Here is a 25,820-nt window from a genome sequence, read left to right as displayed (position 1 = left end):
TAACATTTTCGTAACCGATCGATTCTTTTAAAAATCTAGTTTAAATAATTACTTAGCCGTTAAAAAAGTCTTCTTATCGTTTTAATTTTCAGTTAATTAACATTTTTAATAACTTATTTGTTTAACTAAATTCAAATACATTATGAAAGCAATAAAACAAGTATGTTTATTTTTACTAATTTGTAGTATGCCTTTGGTAGCAAATACTCAAAGTAAAAAAGACCAAAAAGTAATTAAAGAAGCCGATCAAGCAGCAAAAACCTTATTGGAAGTTAATCCAGGTATACGCCATTATTTCAAAAATTCGGCTGGATATGTCGTTTTCCCCAACGTAGGTAAGGGCGGACTTATTGTTGGAGGTGCTTCAGGAAATGGCGTATTATATCAAGATAATAAAAGACAAGGTATGGCTGCTTTAAAAGAATTAAACATAGGGTTTCAAGCTGGAGGCCAAGCCTTGATAGAAGTGATTTTTTTCGAACATAAAGCCGATGTTGAAAAATTTAAAGAAGGATACTTTGAATTTGACGCCGGTGTTTCTGCTGTGGCTTTACATGAAGGCAAAAGCTTAGATCTGAAATACGAAAAAGGCGTAGCTGTTTTTACCCATTCCAAAGCTGGATTAATGGCAGAAGCCTCTGTAGGCGCTCAAAAATTTAAATTTCATCCGTTTAAATAATTACACTCCTTTTTAAAAAGCATGAGCCGTTTAAAAATTTTATTCGGCTCTTTTTTTAATTATTTAAGTCAAGAAAACCTGTGTAAATTGCTTTTGTGATTCTCATTACCAACAATAAAACCTTTTTGAAATCTGTTTTTCTAACACTTCGTAAAAGCCTTAAAGAAAGGGATCTTGCTAATCAGGAATTGGCGAGTTATACAAATCAATTTTTAGCTATTTATGAAAACAGAATGACGCAATAAATAACCTAACCCTGATACTTTTACTTGCAAAGATTTTAAGATCGTATCTTTCTATAACAACTGAAGCGTATTATTATCAAATTCACCATTGAAATACTTATCAATCACCTTTTTAAATAGCATTTCTTCTGAAGTATCAATAAATGAAAATAATGTCATGCTCGACTTTAGCTTTAAATCATCGGGACTGCCAAATATTTTTTTTGCATTATTTTCATTACTTAAATAGAGCTCTTTACTAATCTCTTTTAATCTTGAACCTAAAATAGGATGATTTAAATATGCTCTTGCTTCATCTAAATTTTGGATTGAATAAAATTTTGAAATATCGCTATAACCTAACCCCGTGTATTGAGGAAAAATATACCACATGGCTATTTCGGAGTGACCATGCCACGTATTTCGGTCAAACCGTGCCACTTTAAGAGATCATACAATAATAGTTAAATTTAATTAATACTGTTCTTTCAACTTACCTTTTCTCAAGGATTCTCCAGTAAGGTTTATCCTATGCGATGAATTTACAATACGATCTAGTATCGCATCAGCGATAGTGCTTTCGCCGATAATATCGTACCAAGCGGATACAGGTATTTGTGAAGCTACAATCGTTGCTTTTTTATCATGTCTTTCATCGATTATGTCCATAAGCGCCTCTCTGTTCTGATTGTCGAAGCTCTGTAAACCAAAATCATCAAGGATAAGCAGATCTACTTTTAATAGTTTTGCAAGTTCTTTAAGGTAAGTGCCATCTACTTTACTTAGTTTTAATCGTTTCATCAGTCTAGCAGTATTTGTGTATAGGGTTCTTTTATTCATCATACAAGCTTGATGTCCCAATGCCTGAGCTATATAACTTTTACCCACTCCAGAGGATCCTGTGATAATCAAGTTTTCCTTTTTTTGTACAAAATCTAGAGTAGCCAAACGCTCGAACATATTTCTGTCCAAGCTTCTGTTGTGCAGGTAATTAATATCTGTAAGTGTAGCTCCCTGCTTAAAGGCTGCTTGCGTTGTAAGCCTTTTTATCTTTCTATTCTGAAGGTCTTCCCATTGGTGATCGGTAAGCAATGCTAGATATTGATCTGGCGTAAGACACTCTATTCGGTTATCACTAAGGTGGTTGTGATGGAGTTCAGCCATAGCTGTTAATCTCATTTTTCTGAGTTTTTCGATGGTGTGATTTGTATTCATATATGTATAAAATTTAAGTGATTTTTTCGTGTTGTTTTTACTTATAATTGGATGCCCCACGGATGTTCGCATGCTTGGGGATATGAGAACCTCGGTCTGTTTCTTCTTGTAGGAATAAGGAGCTTTGATCTAGATTATTCTTCAGTATGTTGGTTATCCTGTTGTAGCTTACAGCATCAGCCTGTATGGCTCTTTTGCAAGCATTATCTAACCTTTGGGAGCCATAAGACTTATGGAGTTGTATAACGCCCATAGCTCTTTTATACCCTGTTTCAGGATAATCCAACGCAGCAATAATCCGCTCGACACATGCTGCAACATAACTACCATGGACAGCTGCCTTGTTCTTAAAGTATTGCGGACTCCACTGGCTGTATTGTTTATGAGAACTACTAAGGTGATCCTTGTTGGTTATGTATGCGCCTTTGGAACCGCTACGTTGGTGTATAGCTATGCGCTGTTGATTATAATACACCTCTACCATGCCTTTGGTATAGTGTAGCGTGGTTTCCTTGCCAATGTAACGATATGGAACGCTGTAGTAAGTCTTATCTGGTGAAAAATAGATATAGCCTATTTTCTGAACCTTAGCTCTTCTATATTCTTTTATCTCGTAGCGTGTACTGCTTAAGGGTTTTAGATACTCTCGTTCGACGCTTTGGAAGAGCTCCAGACGACTAGCTTCTTTGCGTTGGAATAATAGGTTGTTGTAGCACTCTAGCAGAAGTTTTATCTCTTTGTTTAGATCTGCTAAAGAAAAAAAGGTCATTTCCCGAAGGGGATAATAAATCCGTTGATAAGCTAGATGCACCGCGTTTTCCACCAGCGCTTTATCTTGAGGGGAGTAACTACGCGTTGGATTGACCACGCAGTTGTAATGGCGGGCAAAGTCTTTAAAACTACGGTTAACCTGAGCTTCGTATCTACTAGATCTGGTAACGACTGATTTTAGATTGTCTGATACGATGGCCTTGGGTACTCCCCCCGTAGAAATGAAGGGCGTTTTCGCAACAACTTATAAAATCTTCACGCTTTTGGCTCATACAAGCCTCAACATAGGTATACTGACTGTTAGGGAGCATGGCAACAAAGACCTCTACTGGAAGTATCTCGCCTGTGATTTTGTCTACTATCTGAAGTTTTTTTCCAGCAAAGTCCACGAACATCTCTTTCCCTGCCTCGTGTTCAAGTTTCATAGACCCCTTGATCTTGGCATATTTACGATGGTAATGCTCCATGAATTGAGTGTAACTATAAGGGTCTTTAACCTTTTGACTATATTCTGTGTAGTGGTACAAAAAAGTAAATCCTGGGTGGTTTCGAGCCTTATTAATACTTTCAAAATAAAGCATCAATTCATCATAGCGTTTGTTATTTATGGTTGTATGAGATGTAAAGAGCTTTTCTAGGGTGTGGTTGTCTAGCTTTAATAACTCCTTAAAACTATAACCACTACCTTTAAATAGGTGTATATAGCTATTTATAGTGTTGCGGCAAATGCCAAGTGTGGCTCCAATTTGACGGTTACTATAACCATCTTGTTTTAAGTTGATAATTTGTTTTAGGTCCATTGGATCAAGTGTGTTGGCCATATCGCTTTTTAGAGCAATAAGGTAATTACTTGATCTCTTAAAGGGCGATTTCCTAGAATATGGCAAAAAATATATATCTTAGAGAAATGGAACAAGAATCAATACTTTCAATCGTCTCACGTTTTGGTACTCAGAAAGCGTGTATAGAGCACCTTGAGTCTATTCGTTGGCCTAATGGGCCTGTTTGCACTCATTGTGGAAGCATGCATATTCATAATCGAAAAAATTCAAATAGACATTTGTGCAGGGACTGTAATAGTTCTTTTAGCGTTACGGTAGACACTATAATGCACGCTTCAAAATTACCATTACCCAAATGGTTTGCAGCAATATTTTTAATTGTTAATGCTAAAAAAAGGATTTCTTCACTACAACTTGCTCGTGATATTAATGTTAACAAAAATACAGCATGGTATATGCAAAAACGCATACGAGAAGCTATGTATTCTGATTCAGATGATCTATTAAAGGGTATTGTCGAGGTAGATGAGAGCTATGTTGGAGGAAGCATGACTAATATGCGTAAGTCTTATAAAAAGGAACTCGGTATTTATCCTGGAGGAATGGAACACAAAAAGCCCGTTCTTGGGATGATGCAGCGGGAAGGGTTAGTGAAAGTTATAGTGATTGATAAGGCTGATGCAAAAACCATTAGACCATTGCTAAACAAGCACATTGATACAGCAAGCGAGGTAGTTACAGATGGTTTTGGAGCTTATAGAATGCTTCATAAGACACATGCAAAACATGTTAAGCTCAATCATTCAAAAAACATAATGTCATTAGGAAAATATAATACTTCTAGATTGGATTCTTTCTGGACAACAATCAAAAGGGCTATTGTGGGTCAGTATCACCGAGTAAGCCCTGAACATTTACAGAGCTATTTAGATGAAATCGCCTTCAAGTTCAATAATAGAGAAGAGGATTTATTTAGTCTTCTAATAACTAGAATTATTCAACAAGAACCAAGAATTGCCGTTACCTAGGAAATCGCCTCTTAAAGTGGCACAAATCGAAACGGAAACATTGGCACAAATCAAACCGTTTTTAGCTAACTCAATTTCCGTGTGGCACAATTTAAACCGAAATCAACGGCACAGTAGGCAGTATCTCATAAAGTGTGTAAACAAAAAATATCGAGGGTTGCAACCCTCGATATTTTTTGTTTAATTTTAAAATTTACACACTTATGAAGAAAGAAGATTTTCTAAACGACGATTTTTTAAAACAGTTCAAAACAGGAGACGAACTAACCTCCTTTCTAAAATCCATCCAAAAGCGAGGTATTGAAAAGATGCTAGAAGGAGAACTTGACGCTCATTTAGACTATGAGAAACATCAGCAATCCAATAATAGCAATACCCGTAACGGCTATGGATCTAAAAGGATAAAAACAGCTTTAGGAGAGACTAATATTAAAGTTCCCAGAGACCGAGAAGCTTCTTTTAACCCTATGCTGGTTCCTAAACGCACAAACATGGTTGACGGCATAGAAAACGTCATTATCAGCCTTTATGCCAAGGGTATGAGTAATTCTGATATTGAAGAGCAAATCCGAGAAGTTTACGATTTTGATGTATCTACATCTACCATATCACGTATCACAGATAAAGTTACCAATGATATTATTGCTTGGCAAAACAGACCCCTGGAGCCCGTATATTTAATTACTTGGATGGATGGTATTGTATTTAAGGTTCGGGAGAACTCTAAAGTCATTAACAAAACCATGTACATCGCCGTAGGACTCCGTAGAGATGGTAAAAAGGAAGTCTTAGGACTTTGGCTGGGTAAGAATGAATCGGCAGCCTTTTGGATGAGTGTACTAACCGATATGAAAGCCAGAGGCGTTCAGGATTTGCTTATCACGGCCACAGATAATCTTAACGGTTTCACCGACACCATTAAAAATGTTTTTCCTGAATCTAAAACCCAAATTTGCGTGGTACATCAGATTCGTAACGCTTGTCGCTATGTTGTTTGGAAAGACAAGAAGGAATTTGCAAAAGACATGAAGAATATCTATGATGCACCCACCAAAAACGCAGCAAAAGCTGCTCTAGAGGACTTTGCTCAGAAATGGGAACACAAGTACTCTTATGCTATTAAAAGCTGGAGAGAAAACTGGGATGAGCTTACTGCTTTTTATGAATTTCCTGTTGAAATTAGAAAAATCATTTACACTACCAACCTTATTGAAAACCTTAATGGAAAAATCAGAAAGCACACTAAAAACAAGCTCTCATTCCCAACAGATGAGGCTGTTATGAAGTCCACTTTTTTAGCCCTTAGAGAGGCTACCAAAAAATGGTCGATGCCTATTAGGAACTGGGGCATTATTTTAAACCAGTTTTTAACTATATTTGAAAAAAGGGTTCAACTTTAAAAAAGCTAAACCCTCGATTTATAACTTACACACTTTTCGGGATAGTGTCGCACAGTAACTCCGAAATCACTGGCACAAATCGAACCGTGTTAGCCACATTATCAGCTTTAAATATTATAGGTTATGAGGGTTTACAAACTTGGTTTATCTATCCGTTTCAAGTGCTTAATCTTTTTGAATTAGCCTATTGGTTTATTTTAGCATTCCTAATTGGTAAAGAAATACATGAAAACACAGATAAAGGTATGGCCATTGTTGCGAGCAGTTACGGTATTGGTTTGTTGATTTGGGTTGTTGGTGTGATGTTCATCACCTTAAATATGAGTTAATTATGCGTAAAAAAACAATCTTAATTGTAGTTACAATTACTATTTTAGGTTTATTGTCTTATTTAGGCTACAATATCATTTCTAAAACCAAAGAAAAAAATCAAATTGCAAAGCAATTAGAAATAGTTCCAGAGTTTGAGTTTTTAACCTTAGAACAACAACCATTTAATAATGCTAACTTAAAGCCAAAGCTAAATGCCATTTTCATCTACTTTAACAGCGAGTGTGATTCCTGCCAACATGAAGCACAAAGTATTAATGATAATTTAGAAAATTTTAAAAACGTTAAATTCCTTTTTGTATCTAGAGAACCTATTGAAACCATTCAACAATTCTCAGAAAAGTACAAATTAAACAATCAGCAAAATATTACCTTTTTATATGATAACCTTGATATGTTTTCTAGTCGATTTGATGCTAACAGCATTCCTTATCTCTTAATCTACAACAAAAACCAAAAACTCATCAAAAAGCACAAAGGACAGTTCAACGCCAAAGGCATTTTAAGAGTATTACAACAAAATGATTAAAGCAATCAATCTTTCTCAAAAACACATACATCAAACATTTACGCAACAACACGACCAGTCGGATTGCGGTGTAGCTTCTTTATTATCGCTTATCCAATTTTATGGTGGTTCAAACAATTTAGAAAAGTTAAGAGAACTAAGCGGTACAACCAAACAAGGTACTACCCTTTTGGGTTTATATCAAGCTGCCATTAAAATAGGTTTTACTACCCAAGGTAACGAAGCAAATATACAAGCGGTAATAGACCACAAAGAACCGTTAATATTACACGTTCTTATTAAAGAACGTTTACAACATTACGTAGTCTGTTATGGCTATGAGAAAGGCAAATTTATCATTGGTGACCCTGCAAAAGGCATTACAACCTACACCAAAGACCAATTAGAGACCATATGGAAATCCAAAACTTGCTTAACCCTTACACCAAATGATAATTTTGTAAAAACCGAAGCCCAAAATAAAAACAAAAAGCAATGGTTTTTAAAATTGCTTAAAGAAGATTATCGTTTAATTTCATTTAGTGTATTGTTAGGTTTAGGTATTGCCATTCTCGGCATGGCAATGGCGATATTCTCACAAAAATTAATTGATGATATTTTACCTTCAAAAAACTTCACAAAGCTTATTACAGGTATTGCATTAGTTGCCTTTTTACTTTTAGTTAGGGTATTTTTTACTGCATTGCGTGATTATTTCCTTATTCGTCAAACCAAAAATTTTAATAATCGTATTGTTGATAGTTTTTATTCATCATTGCTCAATTTACCAAAACCCTTTTTCGATACTCGTAAAATTGGAGAACTCGTGGCGCGATTAAACGACACGCAACGTGTACAACGTGTTATAAGTCAAATTGTAGGCAATGTTGTTATCAATGCTTTAGTAACAGTAGTGACTTTGGGTTTTATATTTTACTATTCTTGGCAAACAGGACTAATTGCTTTTATGAGTTTACCCTTTTATTTTATCCTTATTTACAGTTTTAACAAACGGATTATTAATGCACAAAAAGAAGTGATGCAAGGTTATGCCTTTAGCGAGAGCAATTACATAACCTCAATGCAAGGTATAGCTACAATAAAAAACAATAACAGACAATCTATATTTCAAAAAATCAACCAACTTATTTATGGTAATTTTCAAGAAAGAGCATTTAATCTTGGTAAAATCAATGTACGTTTATCGGTTTTTTCTGGTGTGTTTAGTGTTTTGTTTTTAATGGGTATTTTGGTTTATACAACTATTCAAGTGTATAACGAAACAATGCTATTAGGAGAGCTAATGGCTGTTTTAGGTGTTGCAGGTAGTTTATTGCCATCTGTTGCAAGTTTGGCATTAATAACAATTCCAATCAATGAAGCCAAAGTAGCGTTTAACCGTATGTACGAGTTTGCATCAATGGATAAAGAACAAAAAGGAACAAAAGAAATTTTAAACTTTACTTCACTTGAAATTAAAAATTTGTCTTTTCGTTTTGCTGGAAGAAGTCAATTATTAAAAGACATAAACATCAGCATAAGTAAAAATAAGTGCATTGCAATAGTTGGAGAAAGTGGTAGTGAAAAAAGTACTTTAGGGCAAATCTTGCAAAAATTCTACCCTTTTGAAAATGGAACTATTACACTTAATAACCAACATAATCTTACAGAATTAAACACAGAAAACTGGCGAACTATTTTAGGCGTTGTACCACAAGATGTAACAATTTTTGTTGGTGATGTGATAACAAACATAATTTTAGGACGAGAAGACACTCCCGAAAATATTACAAAATTTTGTCAAGATTATGGTTTCGAAAATTTTATCAATTCGTTACCACAAGGCTATGCCACCATTCTTGGGGAAGAAGGTATTAACCTTTCAGGTGGACAAAAGCAAGTTATTGCATTAATGAGAGCTTTATATAAAAAGCCAAAAGTTTTATTATTAGACGAGTTTACTTCTGCAATGGACAGAAAAACAGAGAATTTCGTTTTGGAGTTACTAAACAAACTAAAATCTGAATTAACAATAATTTTCATTTCCCACAGATTACATTCCTTACCGAAAATTGAGTTTATCCAAAATTTTGTGTTTTTGAAAAATAATTTCAAAATTCATAGGTTAAAATAATATAGATTATAACCTGTTTGGAAAACAAATATACAATTGATTGTAAATTTGGCCCCATTTAAATCGTGTTTTCTTCCATTTTTTGCTGATGCTTTGAGCTGCTAAATATATGGATTTCAGTGCTGCATCATCATGAGGGAAGACTTTTTTGTTGCGTGTATATTTTCTTAAACTGGCATTAAAACTCTCAATGATATTGGTAGTATATATAAGTTTTCTAATCTCTTTTGGGTAGTTTAAAAACGCGGTCAAATTATCCCAATTGTTTTCCCAAGACTGTACGGCAGAGAGGTATTTATCTTCCCAATTTTGTTTAAAGACTTCGAAAGCCTCTAAAGCGAATTTCTCATTATCGGCTTGATAAATAGCTTTAATATCGACCATTATTGATTTACGGTCCTTATAGCTCACATATTTTAAAGAGTTTCTAATTTGATGTACGATACATATTTGACGTATACTACCTGGAAAAATAGCTTCTACAGCTTTATCTAATCCAGAGAGGTTATCCGAACACAGAAAGAAGATATCTTTTACGCCTCTAGAGCGCAGATCGTCTAAAATGGACATCCAAGCAGCTGCCTTTTCTGTCTCCACAATACTCATGCTCAAAATATCTTGTTGCCCTTCGGTATTCACCCCTAAAACTATCATACAGGCTTTAGATATTACCTTGCCTTCTTGACGTATTTTATAATGAATAGCATCTATCCAGACAATGGGATATACGTCTTCTAAAGGTCTATTCTGCCATTGTTTGATGTCTTCCAATAATTGATTGGTGATAATGGATACCTGTGATGTGGAATACTGCACTCCATAGGTACTTTCAATAAAATCAATAATATCGCTATTGCTCATACCTTTGGCGTAAAGCAGTTGAATACAATCTTCTAATTCTTGACTAATCGATTGATGTTTGGGGACAATAACAGGCTCAAAGCTCGCTTGACGATCTCTGGGGATTTTGATGCGTTGTTCGCCGTTATGAGTCTTGATAGTTTTCTCTGAGAAACCATTGCGCTGGTTGTTCTCAATTACAGAACCTCCTTTTTGAAACCCTAAGTGGGCAGTCATTTCTGCTTTTAAAAGTGATTCAATACCACGTTTAAGCAACTGTTCCTTGACCTGGTCAAAGTCCTCCTTGTTGCTGATTTTGCCGATCAAGGCGTCTAATTGTTTTTCTAAGTCTGAGTTCATAAAATAAAAATTTAAAAGTAAATTTTTTGCCTATGAATTTCAAAATCATTTTTAAACTAACTAACAGCAAAAACACAAAATAGTTTACAGTCCCCGAAAATTGCTGACCTAATTTATGTGTTAGAAAGCGGAATTATAACTGACTTTGGAAATCACCAAAAGTTAATGGAATCGAAAAATTTTTATAGTGAATTCTGGAATGAATTGATATAAAAAACTAAGCCCAACAACATATATAATTTATTGCTGATTCTAGCCTACTTACGAAAATCCTCGCGGATTTTCTAGTTGGTTTTTATTTACTAAATTCAGTGCTTGAAACACGCAACAAATCATATATAAAAACGTTAGCACCAATACGAGAATAACCATCCGTATTCAAGAACTTAACGCAACAAATCTAAATTAACCCGTTGTGCATTTTAAATAATGCTAATTTTAATATTATTAATGTTTCTCCCAAAAATAAACTTATTGATATACTGAATAGTTGTTAAAGCAGTTATCTTAGCTACGATTCTTGTTTTAAAACCTTCAAAAGTTTTAGCATAATTGTGTCTTATCATAAATTGGTCACAAAGTTGTGAAAATAATGTTTCTATCCTTTTCCTCTTTTTTCTAAATACATAAGGCTGTACTTTGTAATTTTTTTGATTGCTTCTCATAGGTGTATTTAGCGTTATATTACAGGTTTCAAACAAGTTAAGCTGTATTTCTGTTGATAAATAGCCTTTATCACCAATTAATGTACAATCGCTTATTTGCATCTTAATATCTTTAAGATAATTAATATCGTGTACAGATGCTGGACTCAAATCGATACTTTGAAAGACACCATTTACAGAACAAACAGCGTGCAGTTTATAACCGTAATAATTAGAACTTTGAGCTGCACAATAACCTTTATCTGGAAATGCATAAGTGTTTTCTTTACAAATCTTTGAACGAGAACTGCGTGATAATTTACAAACTTCTAAAGGCATACTATCTACTACAAAATAATCTTCAAATTCATTAAAATGGGAAGCTAAGCTTAACCTGATACTGTTGAGCTTATTAACTAGTTTTCGTCTTCTTCTATTGTAGACACTTCTCTCTATTTTTGATAATAGGGAATCTGGAAGTTTTCTAAAAAGGTCATTTTCACTATCTATTCCCATAAATTCGGCAGTAAGACTCAAACTGATAAGTTCTAAATCACTAAGCTTTGGTTGTCGTCTTTGATAACTTAAAAGTTGTTCTTTCGATATTTTTCTTAATACTTCCAATATTCTTTCGTAATTTGCACTCAAGTTGTTCATTATTAATGATTTGTAGTTAAATCAATTTACTGATTTTCAGTAAGATGAACAACTTTTTTCTTTTAAATCATAATGCACAACGGGTTAAATTAATAGATTTGTAATTATGGTACGAAAAAAAACAGGTAGACTTACCCTTAAAGAAAGAATACAGATTGAGACTCTTTTAACTGAAAAAAAGAATAAATCATACATCGCTATAACCATTAACAGAGCTCGATCTACGGTTACAAGAGAAGTTAATAAATGGGTGCAAACAGATAGAGATAAATACTCAGCAGAATGTAGGCTTCCCCTTTTTCGAACCGTTAGTTAATCCAAATATATAATTTTTTTACGTTTAAAATAGACTGACTTTTTATTCATTTAATTTTTTTAAAGTCAGTTTATTTTAAATGAGCCTAGCGGCGGCAGTATCTCATAAAGTGTGTAAACAAAAAATATCGAGGGTTGCAACCCTCGATATTTTTTGTTTAATTTTAAAATTTACACACTTATGAAGAAAGAAGATTTTCTAAACGACGATTTTTTAAAACAGTTCAAAACAGGAGACGAACTAACCTCCTTTCTAAAATCCATCCAAAAGCGAGGTATTGAAAAGATGCTAGAAGGAGAACTTGACGCTCATTTAGACTATGAGAAACATCAGCAATCCAATAATAGCAATACCCGTAACGGCTATGGATCTAAAAGGATAAAAACAGCTTTAGGAGAGACTAATATTAAAGTTCCCAGAGACCGAGAAGCTTCTTTTAACCCTATGCTGGTTCCTAAACGCACAAACATGGTTGACGGCATAGAAAACGTCATTATCAGCCTTTATGCCAAGGGTATGAGTAATTCTGATATTGAAGAGCAAATCCGAGAAGTTTACGATTTTGATGTATCTACATCTACCATATCACGTATCACAGATAAAGTTACCAATGATATTATTGCTTGGCAAAACAGACCCCTGGAGCCCGTATATTTAATTACTTGGATGGATGGTATTGTATTTAAGGTTCGGGAGAACTCTAAAGTCATTAACAAAACCATGTACATCGCCGTAGGACTCCGTAGAGATGGTAAAAAGGAAGTCTTAGGACTTTGGCTGGGTAAGAATGAATCGGCAGCCTTTTGGATGAGTGTACTAACCGATATGAAAGCCAGAGGCGTTCAGGATTTGCTTATCACGGCCACAGATAATCTTAACGGTTTCACCGACACCATTAAAAATGTTTTTCCTGAATCTAAAACCCAAATTTGCGTGGTACATCAGATTCGTAACGCTTGTCGCTATGTTGTTTGGAAAGACAAGAAGGAATTTGCAAAAGACATGAAGAATATCTATGATGCACCCACCAAAAACGCAGCAAAAGCTGCTCTAGAGGACTTTGCTCAGAAATGGGAACACAAGTACTCTTATGCTATTAAAAGCTGGAGAGAAAACTGGGATGAGCTTACTGCTTTTTATGAATTTCCTGTTGAAATTAGAAAAATCATTTACACTACCAACCTTATTGAAAACCTTAATGGAAAAATCAGAAAGTACACTAAAAACAAGCTCTCATTCCCAACAGATGAGGCTGTTATGAAGTCCACTTTTTTAGCCCTTAGAGAGGCTACCAAAAAATGGTCGATGCCTATTAGGAACTGGGGCATTATTTTAAACCAGTTTTTAACTATATTTGAAAAAAGGGTTCAACTTTAAAAAAGCTAAACCCTCGATTTATAACTTACACACTTTTCGGGATAGTGTCTTTTATTGACAAAAAAATCCGCCTTTTAAGCGGATTTCTCAATATTTTAAAGTTTTATTACGAAAACATATCTTTTACTTTTTCAAAGAAAGACTTATCTGAACTCTCTGGTTTAGGATCAAAATGTTCATCATCCTGCATAGCTTCAAAAAAGTCTTTTTGTTGTTTATTTAATGTTTTCGGTGTCCAAACATTAACATGTACCAACAAGTCACCTTTACCGTAACCGTTTATACTCGGAATTCCTTTTCCGCGTAAGCGTAAAATTTTTCCAGATTGCGTACCTGCTTCTATTTTTATACGCACTTTTCCTGTAACGGTATCTATTTCTTTAGAGGTTCCTAACACGGCGTCTGGGAAACTTACATACAAATCGTAGTGTAAATTATCACCTTCACGCTTTAATCGATCATGTTGTTCTTCTTCAATAACCACAATTAAATCGCCCGAAATGCCATTACCTGGTGCTTCGTTTCCTTTTCCTGAAACTTTAAGTTGCATACCGTCTACAACTCCAGCAGGAATTTTAATAGAAACTGTTTCTTCTGAAACTTTTAAACCTTGTGCATCGGCATCGCTAGGTTTTTTATCGATCGTTTGTCCTGCTCCACCACAAACATTACATGGTGCCGAAGTTTGCATACGCCCTAAAATGGTATTTGCAATTCTAGTTACTTGTCCGCTACCTTGACAAGTAGTACAAGTTTTATAGGTGGTACCTGGTGCTTGAATTTTACGTTTTACTTTAACTTTTTTCTCTACACCATTAGCTACTTCTTCTAAAGTTAGCTTCACACGAATACGCAGATTGCTACCTTTAGTACGACGTTGACCGCCACCTCCGAAGCCGCCACCAAAGCCGCCACCAAAACCTCCGCCTCCGAAAATATCTCCAAACTGACTGAATATGTCATCCATATTCATTCCGCCACCACCAAAGCCGCCACCGCCATTCTCAAAGGCTTGATGACCGTACTGGTCGTAACGTGCTTTTTTATTCTCGTCGCTTAAAATTTCGTATGCTTCGGCTGCTTCTTTAAATTTTGCTTCAGCTTCCTTATCATCAGGGTTTTTATCTGGGTGAAATTCAATCGCTTTTTTTCTATAAGCTTTTTTAATTTCAGCAGCAGACGCCCCTTTACTAACTCCTAATATTTCGTAAAAATCTCTTTTAGCCATATTTTATTTTATTGCCCAATAACTACTTTTGGAAAACGGATAATTTTCTCACCTAATAGGTATCCTTTTTCAACTATATCAATAATTTTTCCTTTTAAATCGTCGTTTGGTGCAGGTATTTGTGTAATTGCTTCATGCGTATCGGCATTAAACACATCGCCTTTTTCAACTTCCATAACCTTTAAGCCTTTTTGACCTAAAGTGTTCACTAATTTCTGATAAATTAACAATACACCTTTACGCAATTCTTCAGCCTCTTTATCGTCTTCAATATGACTTAAAGCACGCTCAAAATCATCTAAAACAGGCAGTAAAGTTTTCATAACACCTTCACTTGCTGTAGAAAACAACTCGATACGCTCCTTAGAAGTTCTTCGCTTATAGTTTTCAAATTCAGCAAATAAACGCAAAAACTTTTCTTTCTCTTGTTTTAATTCTGCTTCAAGCTTTTCTTCTACAGTTTCTTCTTCTGTATCTTCTACAGGCTGATCTTCAGAAACTTGATCTTCTACTTCAACGGTTTCGTTTTGAACCCCGTCTACTTGTTCACTTTCTATATCGTTGTTTTTATCCTTTTTACTCATCGTAAATTCACGTTTTGACATACTAAATTTTAAGTTGGCAAAAGTACTGCCAATATTGTAATAATGTCATAATGTCATTAAATTTTTTTGAAGTAAACTTTGATTACTTTTGTGACTTAAAACCCAAAAAACATTATATAATGAAGAAGAATTTATCTGCATTTGTTCTATTAATCGCTTTATCGGCGGCATTTACATCATGTAAAGACAAAGCTAAGGAAGCTGAAACAGCTCCTGAAACGGCTATTGAAGAAACCCATAACAATACCGAGGGTGTAACATTTAATGTTGATCCAGTAGCCTCTACTATGACATGGAAAGGCACCAAACCAACAGGTGAGCACTTTGGAACCATTTCTATTGCTCAAGGTACTTTAGTAAGCCAACAAGGCCATATTTCTGGTGGTAACATTTTTATCGACATGAACTCTATTGTAGTAGTTGACATCCCTGCGGAAGACGAAGGTAATGCGAAACTTTTAGGCCACTTAAAAAACGAAGATTTCTTTGACCTAGAAAACCATCCTGTAGGCTTCCCCTTTTTCGAACCGTTAGTTAATCCAAATATATAATTTTTTTACGTTTAAAATAGACTGACTTTTTATTCATTTGATTTTTTTAAAGTCAGTTTATTTTAAATGAGCCTAGCGGCAGCGACATCCTGTTTCTCTGCATATTTTATGGGCGCTATTTTTCCTAGAGCATCATGTGGCCTGTCGTTGTTATAGTCATCTATCCATATTTTTGTTTGTTCTCTTACTTGATCGAGATTCTCAAATATAAATTTATCAAGAACATCTCTTCGGTATGAACCATTGAAGCGTTCTATAAAAGCATTTTGAGTTGGTTTTCCGGGCTGGATATATTTAAACTCTATTTCCTTCATCTTGCTCCAATCACCAGTTATATGTGCAATAAATTCCGGACCGTTATCCATACGTATTTTTTTTGGTTTACCTTTCTTATTGATTAAATGATTAAGCACCCAAACGATGCGATTACTGGTCAAGGAATAGTCAATTTCTATATGTAGAGCTTCTCTATTGTAATCATCAATAATATTAAATGCTCGAAAACGTCTTTTATTATCTAGTACATCTGTCACAAAATCTATACTCCATGTATGATTACGTTCATTTGGAACATCTAATGGTTCTTTTACTCTTGAAGGTAAACGTTTCTTTACTTTGCGTCTTAAAGGAAGATCTAAAGCCACGTAAACTCTATGTGAAGTGTCTACCTTTGTTGTGACGGTTTTATATAGAGTATAAACTATATTTGAATTATGGGAAAAAAATATGACAACGAGTTTAAATCGATGATATTAGATTTATCAAAATCTGGTATACGAACAAAACAACTGAGTGAAGAATATGGAGTTCATACAAGTGTTATTAATAGATGGAAACAAGAGTATGATTTAAAAGGAGGAGATTTTTCTAAAAATGAACCTAAATCCAAAGAACATCAAGAACTTATAGCATTAAAAAAGGAATTAAGAGATGTTAAAATGGAACGTGACATCTTAAAAAAGGCGGTGAGCATCTTTTCCAAGAGCGACAGATAAGGTATAACTTCATTTTATCAAACAAAAATACTTATCCTGTCGAAAAGATGTGCAAATGCATGAAGGTTAGTAAAAATGCTTATTACCATTGGCTTAAAACCAAAGACACCTTAAAGGTTAATTCCTCTAAATCATTTTTAAAAGACAGAATCGAAGCTATATTTGACAATAGTAAACAGATTTATGGTAGCTATCGAATTCAAAAACAACTTGAACGAGAAAAGCTTTTTTATTCCCGTTCATATGTGGGGTTACTTATGAAAGAAATGGGACTAAGAAGTGTATTGAATAAAAAATTTGTGGTAACTACGGATTCAAATCATTCTCTAAAAACAGCTAAAAATGAATTAGACAGGGATTTTACCAGTTTTTCTTTAGGCTACAAATTAGTCTCTGACATTACGTATATAAGAGTTAATCAACAATGGAACTATTTAACCACGATAATGGATTTGGCTGATAGAAAAATAATAGGCTGGTCTTTAAGTGAAGATATGACTACTGAGAATACGGTTTTAAAGGCCTGGGTTGATGCTAGAAGAAACAGAGTGATAAACCAGCAGTGTATTTTTCATTCCGACAGGGGTGTGCAATATGCATCCAACAGAATCACAAATATGTTCTTTTTTAATCAAAAAGTGATACAAAGCATGAGTAGAAAGGGAAATTGCTGGGATAATGCTGTAGCTGAAAGTTTTTTTAAAACCATTAAATATGAGTGGATTAACAGATTTAAGTATACGTCTTATAATCAATTATACAAATCTATTGATCAATATTTAAACTGGTATAACACTCAAAGATTACATTCTAGTTTAGGATACATGACGCCTCTTGAAAAAGAATTACAATTAAAAGGATTTATTAACAAAGCTGCTTAGTATAAAATAGTACCAAATTTATTAGGACACTATCCCGTAAAGTGTGTAAGTTATAAATCGAGGGTTTAGCTTTTTTAAAGTTGAACCCTTTTTTCAAATATAGTTAAAAACTGGTTTAAAATAATGCCCCAGTTCCTAATAGGCATCGACCATTTTTTGGTAGCCTCTCTAAGGGCTAAAAAAGTGGACTTCATAACAGCCTCATCTGTTGGGAATGAGAGCTTGTTTTTAGTGTACTTTCTGATTTTTCCATTAAGGTTTTCAATAAGGTTGGTAGTGTAAATGATTTTTCTAATTTCAACAGGAAATTCATAAAAAGCAGTAAGCTCATCCCAGTTTTCTCTCCAGCTTTTAATAGCATAAGAGTACTTGTGTTCCCATTTCTAAGCAAAGTCCTCTAGAGCAGCTTTTGCTGCGTTTTTGGTGGGTGCATCATAGATATTTTTCATGTCTTTTGTAAATTCCTTCTTGTCTTTCCAAACAACATAGCGACAAGCGTTACGAATCTGATGTACCACGCAAATTTGGGTTTTAGATTCAGGAAAAACATTTTTAATGGTGTCGGTGAAACCGTTAAGATTATCTGTGGCCGTGATAAGCAAATCCTGAACGCCTCTGGCTTTCATATCGGTTAGTACACTCATCCAAAAGGCTGCCGATTCATTCTTACCCAGCCAAAGTCCTAAGACTTCCTTTTTACCATCTCTACGGAGTCCTACGGCGATGTACATGGTTTTGTTAATGACTTTAGAGTTCTCCCGAACCTTAAATACAATACCATCCATCCAAGTAATTAAATATACGGGCTCCAGGGGTCTGTTTTGCCAAGCAATAATATCATTGGTAACTTTATCTGTGATACGTGATATGGTAGATGTAGATACATCAAAATCGTAAACTTCTCGGATTTGCTCTTCAATATCAGAATTACTCATACCCTTGGCATAAAGGCTGATAATGACGTTTTCTATGCCGTCAACCATGTTTGTGCGTTTAGGAACCAGCATAGGGTTAAAAGAAGCTTCTCGGTCTCTGGGAACTTTAATATTAGTCTCTCCTAAAGCTGTTTTTATCCTTTTAGATCCATAGCCGTTACGGGTATTGCTATTATTGGATTGCTGATGTTTCTCATAGTCTAAATGAGCGTCAAGTTCTCCTTCTAGCATCTTTTCAATACCTCGCTTTTGGATGGATTTTAGAAAAGAGGTTAGTTCGCTCCTGGGGACTGTAAACTATTTTGTGTTTTTGCTGTTAGTTAGTTTAAAAATGATTTTGAAATTCATAGGCAAAAAATTTACTTTTAAATTTTTATTTTATGAACTCAGACTTAGAAAAACAATTAGACGCCTTGATCGGCAAAATCAGCAACAAGGAGGACTTTGACCAGGTCAAGGAACAGTTGCTTAAACGTGGTATTGAATCACTTTTAAAAGCAGAAATGACTGCCCACTTAGGGTTTCAAAAAGGAGGTTCTGTAATTGAGAACAACCAGCGCAATGGTTTCTCAGAGAAAACTATCAAGACTCATAACGGCGAACAACGCATCAAAATCCCCAGAGATCGTCAAGCGAGCTTTGAGCCTGTTATTGTCCCCAAACATCAATCGATTAGTCAAGAATTAGAAGATTGTATTCAACTGCTTTACGCCAAAGGTATGAGCAATAGCGATATTATTGATTTTATTGAAAGTACCTATGGAGTGCAGTATTCCACATCACAGGTATCCATTATCACCAATCAATTATTGGAAGACATCAAACAATGGCAGAATAGACCTTTAGAAGACGTATATCCCATTGTCTGGATAGATGCTATTCATTATAAAATACGTCAAGAAGGCAAGGTAATATCTAAAGCCTGTATGATAGTTTTAGGGGTGAATACCGAAGGGCAACAAGATATTTTGAGCATGAGTATTGTGGAGACAGAAAAGGCAGCTGCTTGGATGTCCATTTTAGACGATCTGCGCTCTAGAGGCGTAAAAGATATCTTCTTTCTGTGTTCGGATAACCTCTCTGGATTAGATAAAGCTGTAGAAGCTATTTTTCCAGGTAGTATACGTCAAATATGTATCGTACATCAAATTAGAAACTCTTTAAAATATGTGAGCTATAAGGACCGTAAATCAATAATGGTCGATATTAAAGCTATTTATCAAGCCGATAATGAGAAATTCGCTTTAGAGGCTTTCGAAGTCTTTAAACAAAATTGGGAAGATAAATACCTCTCTGCCGTACAGTCTTGGGAAAACAATTGGGATAATTTGACCGCGTTTTTAAACTACCCAAAAGAGATTAGAAAACTTATATATACTACCAATATCATTGAGAGTTTTAATGCCAGTTTAAGAAAATATACACGCAACAAAAAAGTCTTCCCTCATGATGATGCAGCACTGAAATCCATATATTTAGCAGCTCAAAGCATCAGCAAAAAATGGAAGAAAACACGATTTAAATGGGGCCAAATTTACAATCAATTGTATATTTGTTTTCCAAACAGGTTATAATCTATATTATTTTAACCTATGAATTTTGAAATTATTTTTCAAAAACACAAAATTTTGGATAAACTCTTCACAAATAAAACAGAATAGATTTTCTCAAATAGAATCTAATTTACTTATTGAACTTAAAAATAAAAATATACTAATATAAATTATGAAAAATAACATCCTTAAATTCAGATTAATTATTATATTAATTTGTAGTTTTAATTTTATTTATTCACAAAGTATTACTATTACAGGTAAGGTTACTGACAGTCTAAACATACCATTACAATATGTAAATATTGGTGTAATAAATAAATATGTAGGAACAGTAACAAACGGTAAAGGAATTTTTAAATTCAATATTGACAACTCAATGGCCAATGATACTTTAAGAATATCTTCTTTGGGTTATGAAACAAAGGATTTACTAATTAAAAACATAATATCAAACTCAAAAATAAATGTAGTTTTAAATAATTATACAGAAGAACTTGAAGAAATTATATTATCTTCTAATAAGAATAGTAAACTGTATATTAAAGGTAAGAAAAAATCAAGATCAAAAAATGAAGTCTTTTTTTCAATACCAAAAGCAAAAAATCAAAATTTAGGCGCAGAAATTGGGAGGAAGTTTTCACTTGGAAAAAAAAAGGCAAGTACACTCAATAAGTATAAATTTTTTATTAAAAACAACAATTTTGAAAAAATAATATTTAGGATTAAACTATACACAATAAAAGATAATCTTCCACATAAAAATATTAACAAAGAAAATATTTTTGTTGAAGTTAAAAACAAATCGTCAGGTTGGATTAATGTTGATTTAACAGATTATGATATTAACATAAAAGAAAATATTATTATAACAGTAGAATGGATTGAAGGTTCAGAGGATGGTAATAAATTAAGTTTACCAATGCTAATTCCTTCATTTAGTTCAGTGCATTACTACAAATATGGTTCTCAGTCTAAATGGAAAAAATATAAAATGATTTCTACACCTATGATTTTGGAGTTCAAACAATAATAGAATGAACATTAGAAAAAAAATTAGTTTTTTAATTTTTGTTTTAGCTTTTCAATTAAATAATTACGCTCAAAGTGAAACTTTTATTAAAGGACAAATTGTTGGTGAAATTGAAAACAAAGAAAATATTTATATTTATAATAAAAGAAGTAACAATTTTACTTTAAGCGATACTAAAGGGTCATTTACATCTCTGGTAAGATTAAATGATACATTAATTTTTTCTGGCATACAATTTGGCGAAAAAAAAATTATAATTGATAAATTAAAAATTAGCTCTAAAAAAATTATAGTAGAATTAATAGAAGTAATTTATGAATTAGATGAAATTTCATTAGAAAAAAATATGACAGGTTCGTTAATACTCGACCTAAAAAAAGTTAAAGATAATTCATCAAAAGTTAATGCTGTAAGTTTAAAATTACCGTACGCAAATACTCCTAAAAAAACACCTTTTGAATTTAAAATATACACTTTAAGTGATAATATGGGACCTATCAATAATTTCATTAACAAGGTTTCTGGAAGATCAAAAAAAAATAAAAAATTACAAACTATTTTTAAAAAAGATAATCAATCAAAAGAAGTTTTTTCTTCATATTCAAAATTTATTTATACAGATGTTTTAAATATCCCAAAAGATGAAATAGACACTTTTATTATCTATTGTGAAGATGATGATGAATTTTGGAAAGTTATTAAATTAAATGACAAAATTAAAATTTTGAACTTTATTATATCAAAAGCAAAAGCATATAAAAAACGAATAATTTCCAAATGAATAAAATTATAAAATATGGGAAAAATTATTGAATTAAAAAACAAAAAGTCTTAATGGAAAAGCAACTATTTGGCAACACCGTATAAACTTTATTGCTGGCTTTTTGCTTACTTTCGAAAGTCTTCGCGGAATTTATTGGTCAGTAATTATTTATTAACTTTACTACCAAACCAACGCAACAAAGCTTATACAACAACGTTGTAAAACATTTGACCAAAAAATCTCGTATTCAAGAACTTAACGCAACAAATCTAAATTAATAGATTTGTAATTATGGTACGAAAAAAAACAGGTAGACTTACCCTTAAAGAAAGAATACAGATTGAGACTCTTTTAACTGAAAAAAAGAATAAATCATACATCGCTATAACCATTAACAGAGCTCGATCTACGGTTACAAGAGAAGTTAATAAATGGGTGCAAACAGATAGAGATAAATACTCAGCAGAACTAGCTCATTGGTGCGCCAAAGATGATTACCTAAACAAAAGAAATATTGATAAAATATCTAAGTACCCTAGACTTCGAATTTATGTCTATAGGGGCTTATTATCACAATGGACTCCTGAACAAATTGCTGGAAGACTAAAAGAAGAATTCCCAAATGATCCTATAATGTCTATTTCTCACGAATCAATTTATAGGTACATATATGCAAAGCCTCAAGCTAGTTTAAATAAAAAACTAATTAAACTCCTCGTACGCAAAAAAACAAGACGTAGACCCTCTAAAAAAAGACGCAGAACAGGATCTAAAATATTAAACCAAGTCAGTATAGACCTAAGGCCCGAGCATATTAACCTAAGAAATGAAATCGGACACTGGGAAGGAGATTTAATGATTGGGAAGGATCAAAAATCGGCTATTGGAACTATCGTAGAACGCAAATCTAGATATACATTAATTATCAAACTAAAAGCCAGGAACTCTAAGGAAATTGCTAAAATGTTTTCTAAAGAACTTAACAAACTAGATCCCATATTCAAAAAATCTATGACCTACGATAATGGAATTGAAATGGCAAGACACGAAACAATTACCAAGAAAACAGGTATGAAAATTTACTTTGCACACCCCTATTCTTCTTGGGAAAGAGGTACCAATGAAAACACTAACGGACTCATCAGAAGGTACCTCCCAAAAGGAACAGATTTTAACAAAATTGACTTAAATACATTCATCGAAATTCAAGAAAAATTAAACAATAGACCTCGTAAAATTATTGGATTTAAAACCCCTAATGAAGTTATGATAAAAGAACAATCCTGTCCTAAACATTTTTGATCTAATCAAAAGTCAACGATTTTACTGGTAATTAGCCATGTTTTTTATCTTTTTCAAAAAAGAACCCCTTGTGTATAATTTTGTTTGGGGGGAGGCTGCTCGTTAAAAGGGCTATCAATCCATTTTTGCAAATCCACTTTGACAAAAAGGTTAAGTCTTATAAAAGCTACTAAATTGGACAAGTACCAATTATATTTTGCATTTGCTTTTAAGGCTTTTAGGATGAGTATAGTAATAAGAGCCGTCCATATTTGTATCATTACAGCATTTTCAGAAGTTCCTATAAACGATTTAATATGTAGCTGTTGTTTGATGTCTCTAAAGAATATCTCAATATCCCATCTAGCTTTGTAGAGTTGGCTAATTGTGTTTGCTGTCCAAGACATTTGGTTGGTAATAAGTTCTATTTCCTGGTTATTTTTATCGTCCCATACAGCTATTCTACGTAGCTTCTTTGGGTATTTTGTTTTTGATTTAGCCCCTGTTAGCTCAATGATTTCATCTTTTAAAACATGATGATGTCTATTTTCTGGCAATTCTTTTTCTTTAATACTCTTAAATTGGATGTTTTCTTTGTGCCTAATTACAAAAAACACTTGGTTGCTGTCCCAAACGTTAAGTAACGAAAAATCATTATAAAATCGATCTGCGACAATAACCGAACGGCTAATCAAAGGAATATCGTAAGCTCCTTTATTATCTGCTGTTTTACCATCGCTAATATTTACATAGTGCGGTAAATTACCATCATAATCAAGCAAGGTGTGCATTTTTACAGCTCCTTTGTGGGTTTTGTATTTTGCCCAATCAAAGAGACTTAAACATAGACTTATCGTTGTAGAATCTAATAGAAATATCTTGGATTTAATTTTGAATTTAACACGTTTTAAGTGAGGGTGCTGTCCAAAACTTTTTAAAAGAACATAGTAGTAATCTCGATAAAGCGTCCAGTCTCGATGTTTGTTTTGATAGCTTATCGTTGATTTAGAAGGTGCTTTCTGTATGCCTAAATGATTAAGGTTTCCTGTGGCAGAGCGAAGTCCATTACTTATATCTCGGACGGATTGACTTTTTGCAAATTGACAAAACAACATGGAGACTAAATGTGTCCAACTATTAAATCCTTTTTGATGTTTATCTGTTCCCTTGGCTTTTACAAGTTTAGAAAAACTAGAACGGTCTAATTTGGAGATTATCTGAGAGAACAATGTTATATTTGTCATGGAGAAAGGTTATTTTTTGTTGTGCAACTCAAAAATAATATTTTGAGATACAAAATCCCTTTCTCTTTTTAAGCGTTTTGGACGCTATTGATTTTTTATCTATTTATTTTCATGATATCCTTAAATTTAAGTTCTATAAATTGATTATATTCTCATTTTAAATCAAACTCATGAAAAAAATCACCCTTTTAATTGCTTTTCTTATTACCATAGTTTCTTGTAAAGAAAATACGGCAGCTACCAATATCTCGATTAAATCTAAGCTTGAAACGCCCCAAATACAGATTTCAGACTCTATAAAAGCACTATTGGACACGCTAGTTGTAAAGGTTGCCAAAACCAATGGCTGCACCATGAAGGCTATTATTAAAGGTCCGAACACATTCCCTTATTACAGCGGATTTGATGCTAGAAAAAACTCGAAAACAACTCAATTTGATGATTTGTTTGAAATTGGAAGTTGCACTAAAATTTTTACTGCCACATCCATTCTTCAGCTTGTAGAACAAAATAAATTAAACCTAGACGATTACCTCACCTCTATTTTACCTAATAACAAATGGTATCAAGATTTACTTGTAATTGATGGTGTAAATTATATCGATTCGGTAAAGGTGGTAAACCTATTAAACCATTCTTCTGGGCTACCTGATTATTTTTTAGATGACGAAGAAAAGGAATTAAGCATGCATAGTGACCCTTCTCAAAAATTTACGTCAGAAAACCTTATTGATATAGCAAAGGCCAATCCCAATAAAGACCTCTTTATCCCTGGAACAAAATTTAAATACAGCAATACCAATTATATTTTATTGGGATTACTTATTGAAAAACTTGCTCATAAAAGCTACCAAGATTATATCAAGGAGCACATTATAAACCCGCTAGAACTTAATCACACCTATTTTGGATCTTTATATCCAGAAAATAAAAGACCTCGGGGCTATTATAAAGATACTATTACACTTATGCCTTTCACTCTGGCAGGGCCTGCAGGAGAAATTTTGTCAAATTTAGAAGATATGCAAACACTTATAGCGGTCTGGAATAAAGGTTTGCTGTTTGAAGATCCCAATACGATAAAAAGTGTTAAAAACGATGATTTTAAAACCATGATACCAGGAGCCATTACTTATGGTAAAGGCATTATAAACATCATGGATCTTTCTTATGGTCATGGCGGGCAATCGTTTGGTTATCAATCTTATGTTGCTACCGTGATACCTAACCAATACACCTTCGCATTATCTATTGATGATGCCAACGTATCTGCTTGGTATCCCGCTATTGAAATATCTAGACTATTGGAAGGGGTTGAGTAAAATTATTTAGAATCTTATTGGCTCGACTTATCTGTTGGCTTGATACGAACAAAAAAAAACGAACTAAATTATATTTTTGTAGTTTTTATTAAAATGGATATTCGAACAGCAAAAATTGAACTGCTAGAAACAATTTTGGAGACTAAAAATACTGATTTCATCCA

23 protein-coding genes and 3 pseudogenes are annotated in these 25,820 nt (G+C 33.5%); 15 read left to right on the top strand and 11 right to left on the bottom strand.

The window, feature by feature from the left end; genetic code table 11:
- Positions 1-142 precede the first annotated feature (142 nt).
- Positions 143-679: a lipid-binding SYLF domain-containing protein gene (locus C1A40_RS14310; RefSeq protein ID WP_102996480.1), complete on the top strand. Its 537-nt coding sequence runs from the start codon at positions 143-145 to the stop codon at positions 677-679.
- A gap of 296 nt (positions 680-975) precedes the next feature.
- On the opposite strand, the gene C1A40_RS14305 is transcribed toward C1A40_RS14310, so the two are convergent.
- Genes C1A40_RS14305 through C1A40_RS18560 form a run of 4 tightly spaced genes read right to left on the bottom strand, consistent with a single transcriptional unit; the run spans position 976 to position 3,710 of the window.
- Positions 976-1,344 (bottom strand): DUF1810 domain-containing protein, encoded by a 369-nt coding sequence (locus C1A40_RS14305; protein WP_241910429.1) that lies wholly within the window; start codon positions 1,342-1,344, stop codon positions 976-978.
- Positions 1,345-1,377: 33 nt separating this feature from the next.
- Entirely contained in the window at positions 1,378-2,118 is a 741-nt protein-coding gene (gene istB, locus C1A40_RS14300) for an IS21-like element helper ATPase IstB (RefSeq protein WP_102995426.1), read from the bottom strand.
- A 37-nt stretch (positions 2,119-2,155) separates the two neighbouring features.
- Entirely contained in the window at positions 2,156-2,986 is an 831-nt protein-coding gene (locus C1A40_RS18565) for a Mu transposase domain-containing protein (RefSeq protein ID WP_241910428.1), read from the bottom strand.
- A gap of 58 nt (positions 2,987-3,044) precedes the next feature.
- The gene (locus tag C1A40_RS18560) at positions 3,045-3,710 is read right to left on the bottom strand and encodes a helix-turn-helix domain-containing protein (protein ID WP_241910427.1); all 666 of its coding nucleotides are present in this window, start codon (positions 3,708-3,710) and stop codon (positions 3,045-3,047) included.
- A gap of 59 nt (positions 3,711-3,769) precedes the next feature.
- Between C1A40_RS18560 and C1A40_RS14290 the strand changes: the two genes are divergently transcribed.
- The 5 genes from C1A40_RS14290 to C1A40_RS14270 all read left to right on the top strand — a co-directional run bounded on the left by C1A40_RS14290 (position 3,770) and on the right by C1A40_RS14270 (position 9,071).
- A complete protein-coding gene (locus C1A40_RS14290; protein WP_102995081.1) occupies positions 3,770-4,699 on the top strand; it encodes an IS1595 family transposase in 930 nt (309 codons plus the stop codon).
- Positions 4,700-4,902: 203 nt separating this feature from the next.
- On the top strand, positions 4,903-6,099 hold the full coding sequence (locus C1A40_RS14285) for an IS256 family transposase (RefSeq protein WP_102996478.1): 1,197 nt from the start codon (positions 4,903-4,905) through the stop codon (positions 6,097-6,099).
- Between the two features lie 44 nt (positions 6,100-6,143).
- On the top strand, positions 6,144-6,428 hold the full coding sequence (locus C1A40_RS14280) for a hypothetical protein (RefSeq protein ID WP_102996477.1): 285 nt from the start codon (positions 6,144-6,146) through the stop codon (positions 6,426-6,428).
- 2 nt (positions 6,429-6,430) lie between these two features.
- Positions 6,431-6,958 carry a peroxiredoxin family protein gene (locus C1A40_RS14275; RefSeq protein WP_102996476.1) on the top strand — a complete coding sequence of 176 codons (528 nt, stop codon included), beginning with the start codon at positions 6,431-6,433 and terminating at the stop codon, positions 6,956-6,958.
- On the top strand, positions 6,951-9,071 hold the full coding sequence (locus tag C1A40_RS14270) for a peptidase domain-containing ABC transporter (RefSeq protein ID WP_102996475.1): 2,121 nt from the start codon (positions 6,951-6,953) through the stop codon (positions 9,069-9,071). Before C1A40_RS14275 ends, C1A40_RS14270 begins: the two co-directional genes overlap by 8 nt.
- 6 nt (positions 9,072-9,077) lie before the next feature.
- Here C1A40_RS14270 and C1A40_RS14265 read toward each other — a convergent pair whose 3' ends face one another.
- Together C1A40_RS14265 and C1A40_RS14260 are read right to left on the bottom strand one after the other, a co-directional pair.
- The gene (locus C1A40_RS14265) at positions 9,078-10,271 is read right to left on the bottom strand and encodes an IS256 family transposase (protein ID WP_102994202.1); all 1,194 of its coding nucleotides are present in this window, start codon (positions 10,269-10,271) and stop codon (positions 9,078-9,080) included.
- Between the two features lie 422 nt (positions 10,272-10,693).
- Entirely contained in the window at positions 10,694-11,572 is an 879-nt protein-coding gene (locus tag C1A40_RS14260) for an IS982 family transposase (RefSeq protein ID WP_102996474.1), read from the bottom strand.
- A gap of 106 nt (positions 11,573-11,678) precedes the next feature.
- On the opposite strand from C1A40_RS14260, the pseudogene C1A40_RS14255 reads away from it, so the two are divergent.
- A pseudogene (locus C1A40_RS14255) lies at positions 11,679-11,855 on the top strand (helix-turn-helix domain-containing protein); the annotation flags it as partial.
- A 213-nt stretch (positions 11,856-12,068) separates the two neighbouring features.
- On the top strand, positions 12,069-13,265 hold the full coding sequence (locus C1A40_RS14250; RefSeq protein WP_102996472.1) for an IS256 family transposase: 1,197 nt from the start codon (positions 12,069-12,071) through the stop codon (positions 13,263-13,265).
- A 106-nt stretch (positions 13,266-13,371) separates the two neighbouring features.
- Here the strand turns inward: C1A40_RS14250 and dnaJ are convergent, their stop codons facing one another.
- Positions 13,372-14,493, bottom strand: coding sequence for a molecular chaperone DnaJ (gene dnaJ, locus C1A40_RS14245; protein WP_102996471.1), 1,122 nt, complete (start codon positions 14,491-14,493; stop codon positions 13,372-13,374).
- Between the two features lie 8 nt (positions 14,494-14,501).
- A complete protein-coding gene (locus tag C1A40_RS14240) occupies positions 14,502-15,077 on the bottom strand; it encodes a nucleotide exchange factor GrpE (protein WP_102997229.1) in 576 nt (191 codons plus the stop codon).
- A gap of 140 nt (positions 15,078-15,217) precedes the next feature.
- On the opposite strand from C1A40_RS14240, the gene C1A40_RS14235 reads away from it, so the two are divergent.
- Positions 15,218-15,649 carry a YceI family protein gene (locus C1A40_RS14235; RefSeq protein ID WP_158651377.1) on the top strand — a complete coding sequence of 144 codons (432 nt, stop codon included), beginning with the start codon at positions 15,218-15,220 and terminating at the stop codon, positions 15,647-15,649.
- A gap of 62 nt (positions 15,650-15,711) precedes the next feature.
- Here the strand turns inward: C1A40_RS14235 and C1A40_RS14230 are convergent.
- Positions 15,712-16,305, bottom strand: a pseudogene (locus C1A40_RS14230) (integrase core domain-containing protein); the annotation flags it as partial.
- Positions 16,306-16,362: 57 nt separating this feature from the next.
- Here C1A40_RS14230 and C1A40_RS14225 point away from each other — a divergent pair.
- Positions 16,363-17,525 (top strand): IS3 family transposase gene (locus C1A40_RS14225; protein ID WP_102996469.1). Its coding sequence is split into 2 segments (ribosomal slippage): positions 16,363-16,600 and positions 16,600-17,525, totalling 1,164 coding nucleotides; the frame shifts between segments, so codons are not numbered across the junction.
- A 74-nt stretch (positions 17,526-17,599) separates the two neighbouring features.
- On the opposite strand, the pseudogene C1A40_RS14220 reads toward C1A40_RS14225, so the two are convergent.
- Positions 17,600-18,739, bottom strand: a pseudogene (locus C1A40_RS14220) (IS256 family transposase); the annotation flags it as partial.
- Positions 18,740-18,840: 101 nt separating this feature from the next.
- On the opposite strand from C1A40_RS14220, the gene C1A40_RS14215 reads away from it, so the two are divergent.
- The 4 genes from C1A40_RS14215 to C1A40_RS14200 all read left to right on the top strand — a co-directional run bounded on the left by C1A40_RS14215 (position 18,841) and on the right by C1A40_RS14200 (position 23,111).
- On the top strand, positions 18,841-20,034 hold the full coding sequence (locus C1A40_RS14215; RefSeq protein ID WP_102994202.1) for an IS256 family transposase: 1,194 nt from the start codon (positions 18,841-18,843) through the stop codon (positions 20,032-20,034).
- Positions 20,035-20,185: 151 nt separating this feature from the next.
- Positions 20,186-21,046: a carboxypeptidase-like regulatory domain-containing protein gene (locus tag C1A40_RS14210; RefSeq protein ID WP_102996468.1), complete on the top strand. Its 861-nt coding sequence runs from the start codon at positions 20,186-20,188 to the stop codon at positions 21,044-21,046.
- A gap of 4 nt (positions 21,047-21,050) precedes the next feature.
- Positions 21,051-21,827, top strand: a complete 777-nt coding sequence (locus C1A40_RS14205; protein WP_102996467.1) for a hypothetical protein — start codon at positions 21,051-21,053, stop codon at positions 21,825-21,827.
- A 273-nt stretch (positions 21,828-22,100) separates the two neighbouring features.
- Entirely contained in the window at positions 22,101-23,111 is a 1,011-nt protein-coding gene (locus C1A40_RS14200) for an IS30 family transposase (protein ID WP_102996466.1), read from the top strand.
- Between the two features lie 53 nt (positions 23,112-23,164).
- Here the strand turns inward: C1A40_RS14200 and C1A40_RS14195 are convergent, their stop codons facing one another.
- Positions 23,165-24,334, bottom strand: coding sequence for an IS4 family transposase (locus C1A40_RS14195; protein WP_102995256.1), 1,170 nt, complete (start codon positions 24,332-24,334; stop codon positions 23,165-23,167).
- Between the two features lie 170 nt (positions 24,335-24,504).
- Here C1A40_RS14195 and C1A40_RS14190 point away from each other — a divergent pair, with 170 nt between their 5' ends.
- The gene (locus tag C1A40_RS14190; protein WP_102996465.1) at positions 24,505-25,656 is read left to right on the top strand and encodes a serine hydrolase domain-containing protein; all 1,152 of its coding nucleotides are present in this window, start codon (positions 24,505-24,507) and stop codon (positions 25,654-25,656) included.
- The last annotated feature ends 164 nt before the right edge of the window (positions 25,657-25,820 follow it).

It is taken from the genome of Tamlana carrageenivorans (assembly GCF_002893765.1).
GTDB classification, from domain to species: domain Bacteria; phylum Bacteroidota; class Bacteroidia; order Flavobacteriales; family Flavobacteriaceae; genus Pseudotamlana; species Pseudotamlana carrageenivorans.
This window is presented reverse-complemented; position numbering and strand designations above follow the sequence as displayed.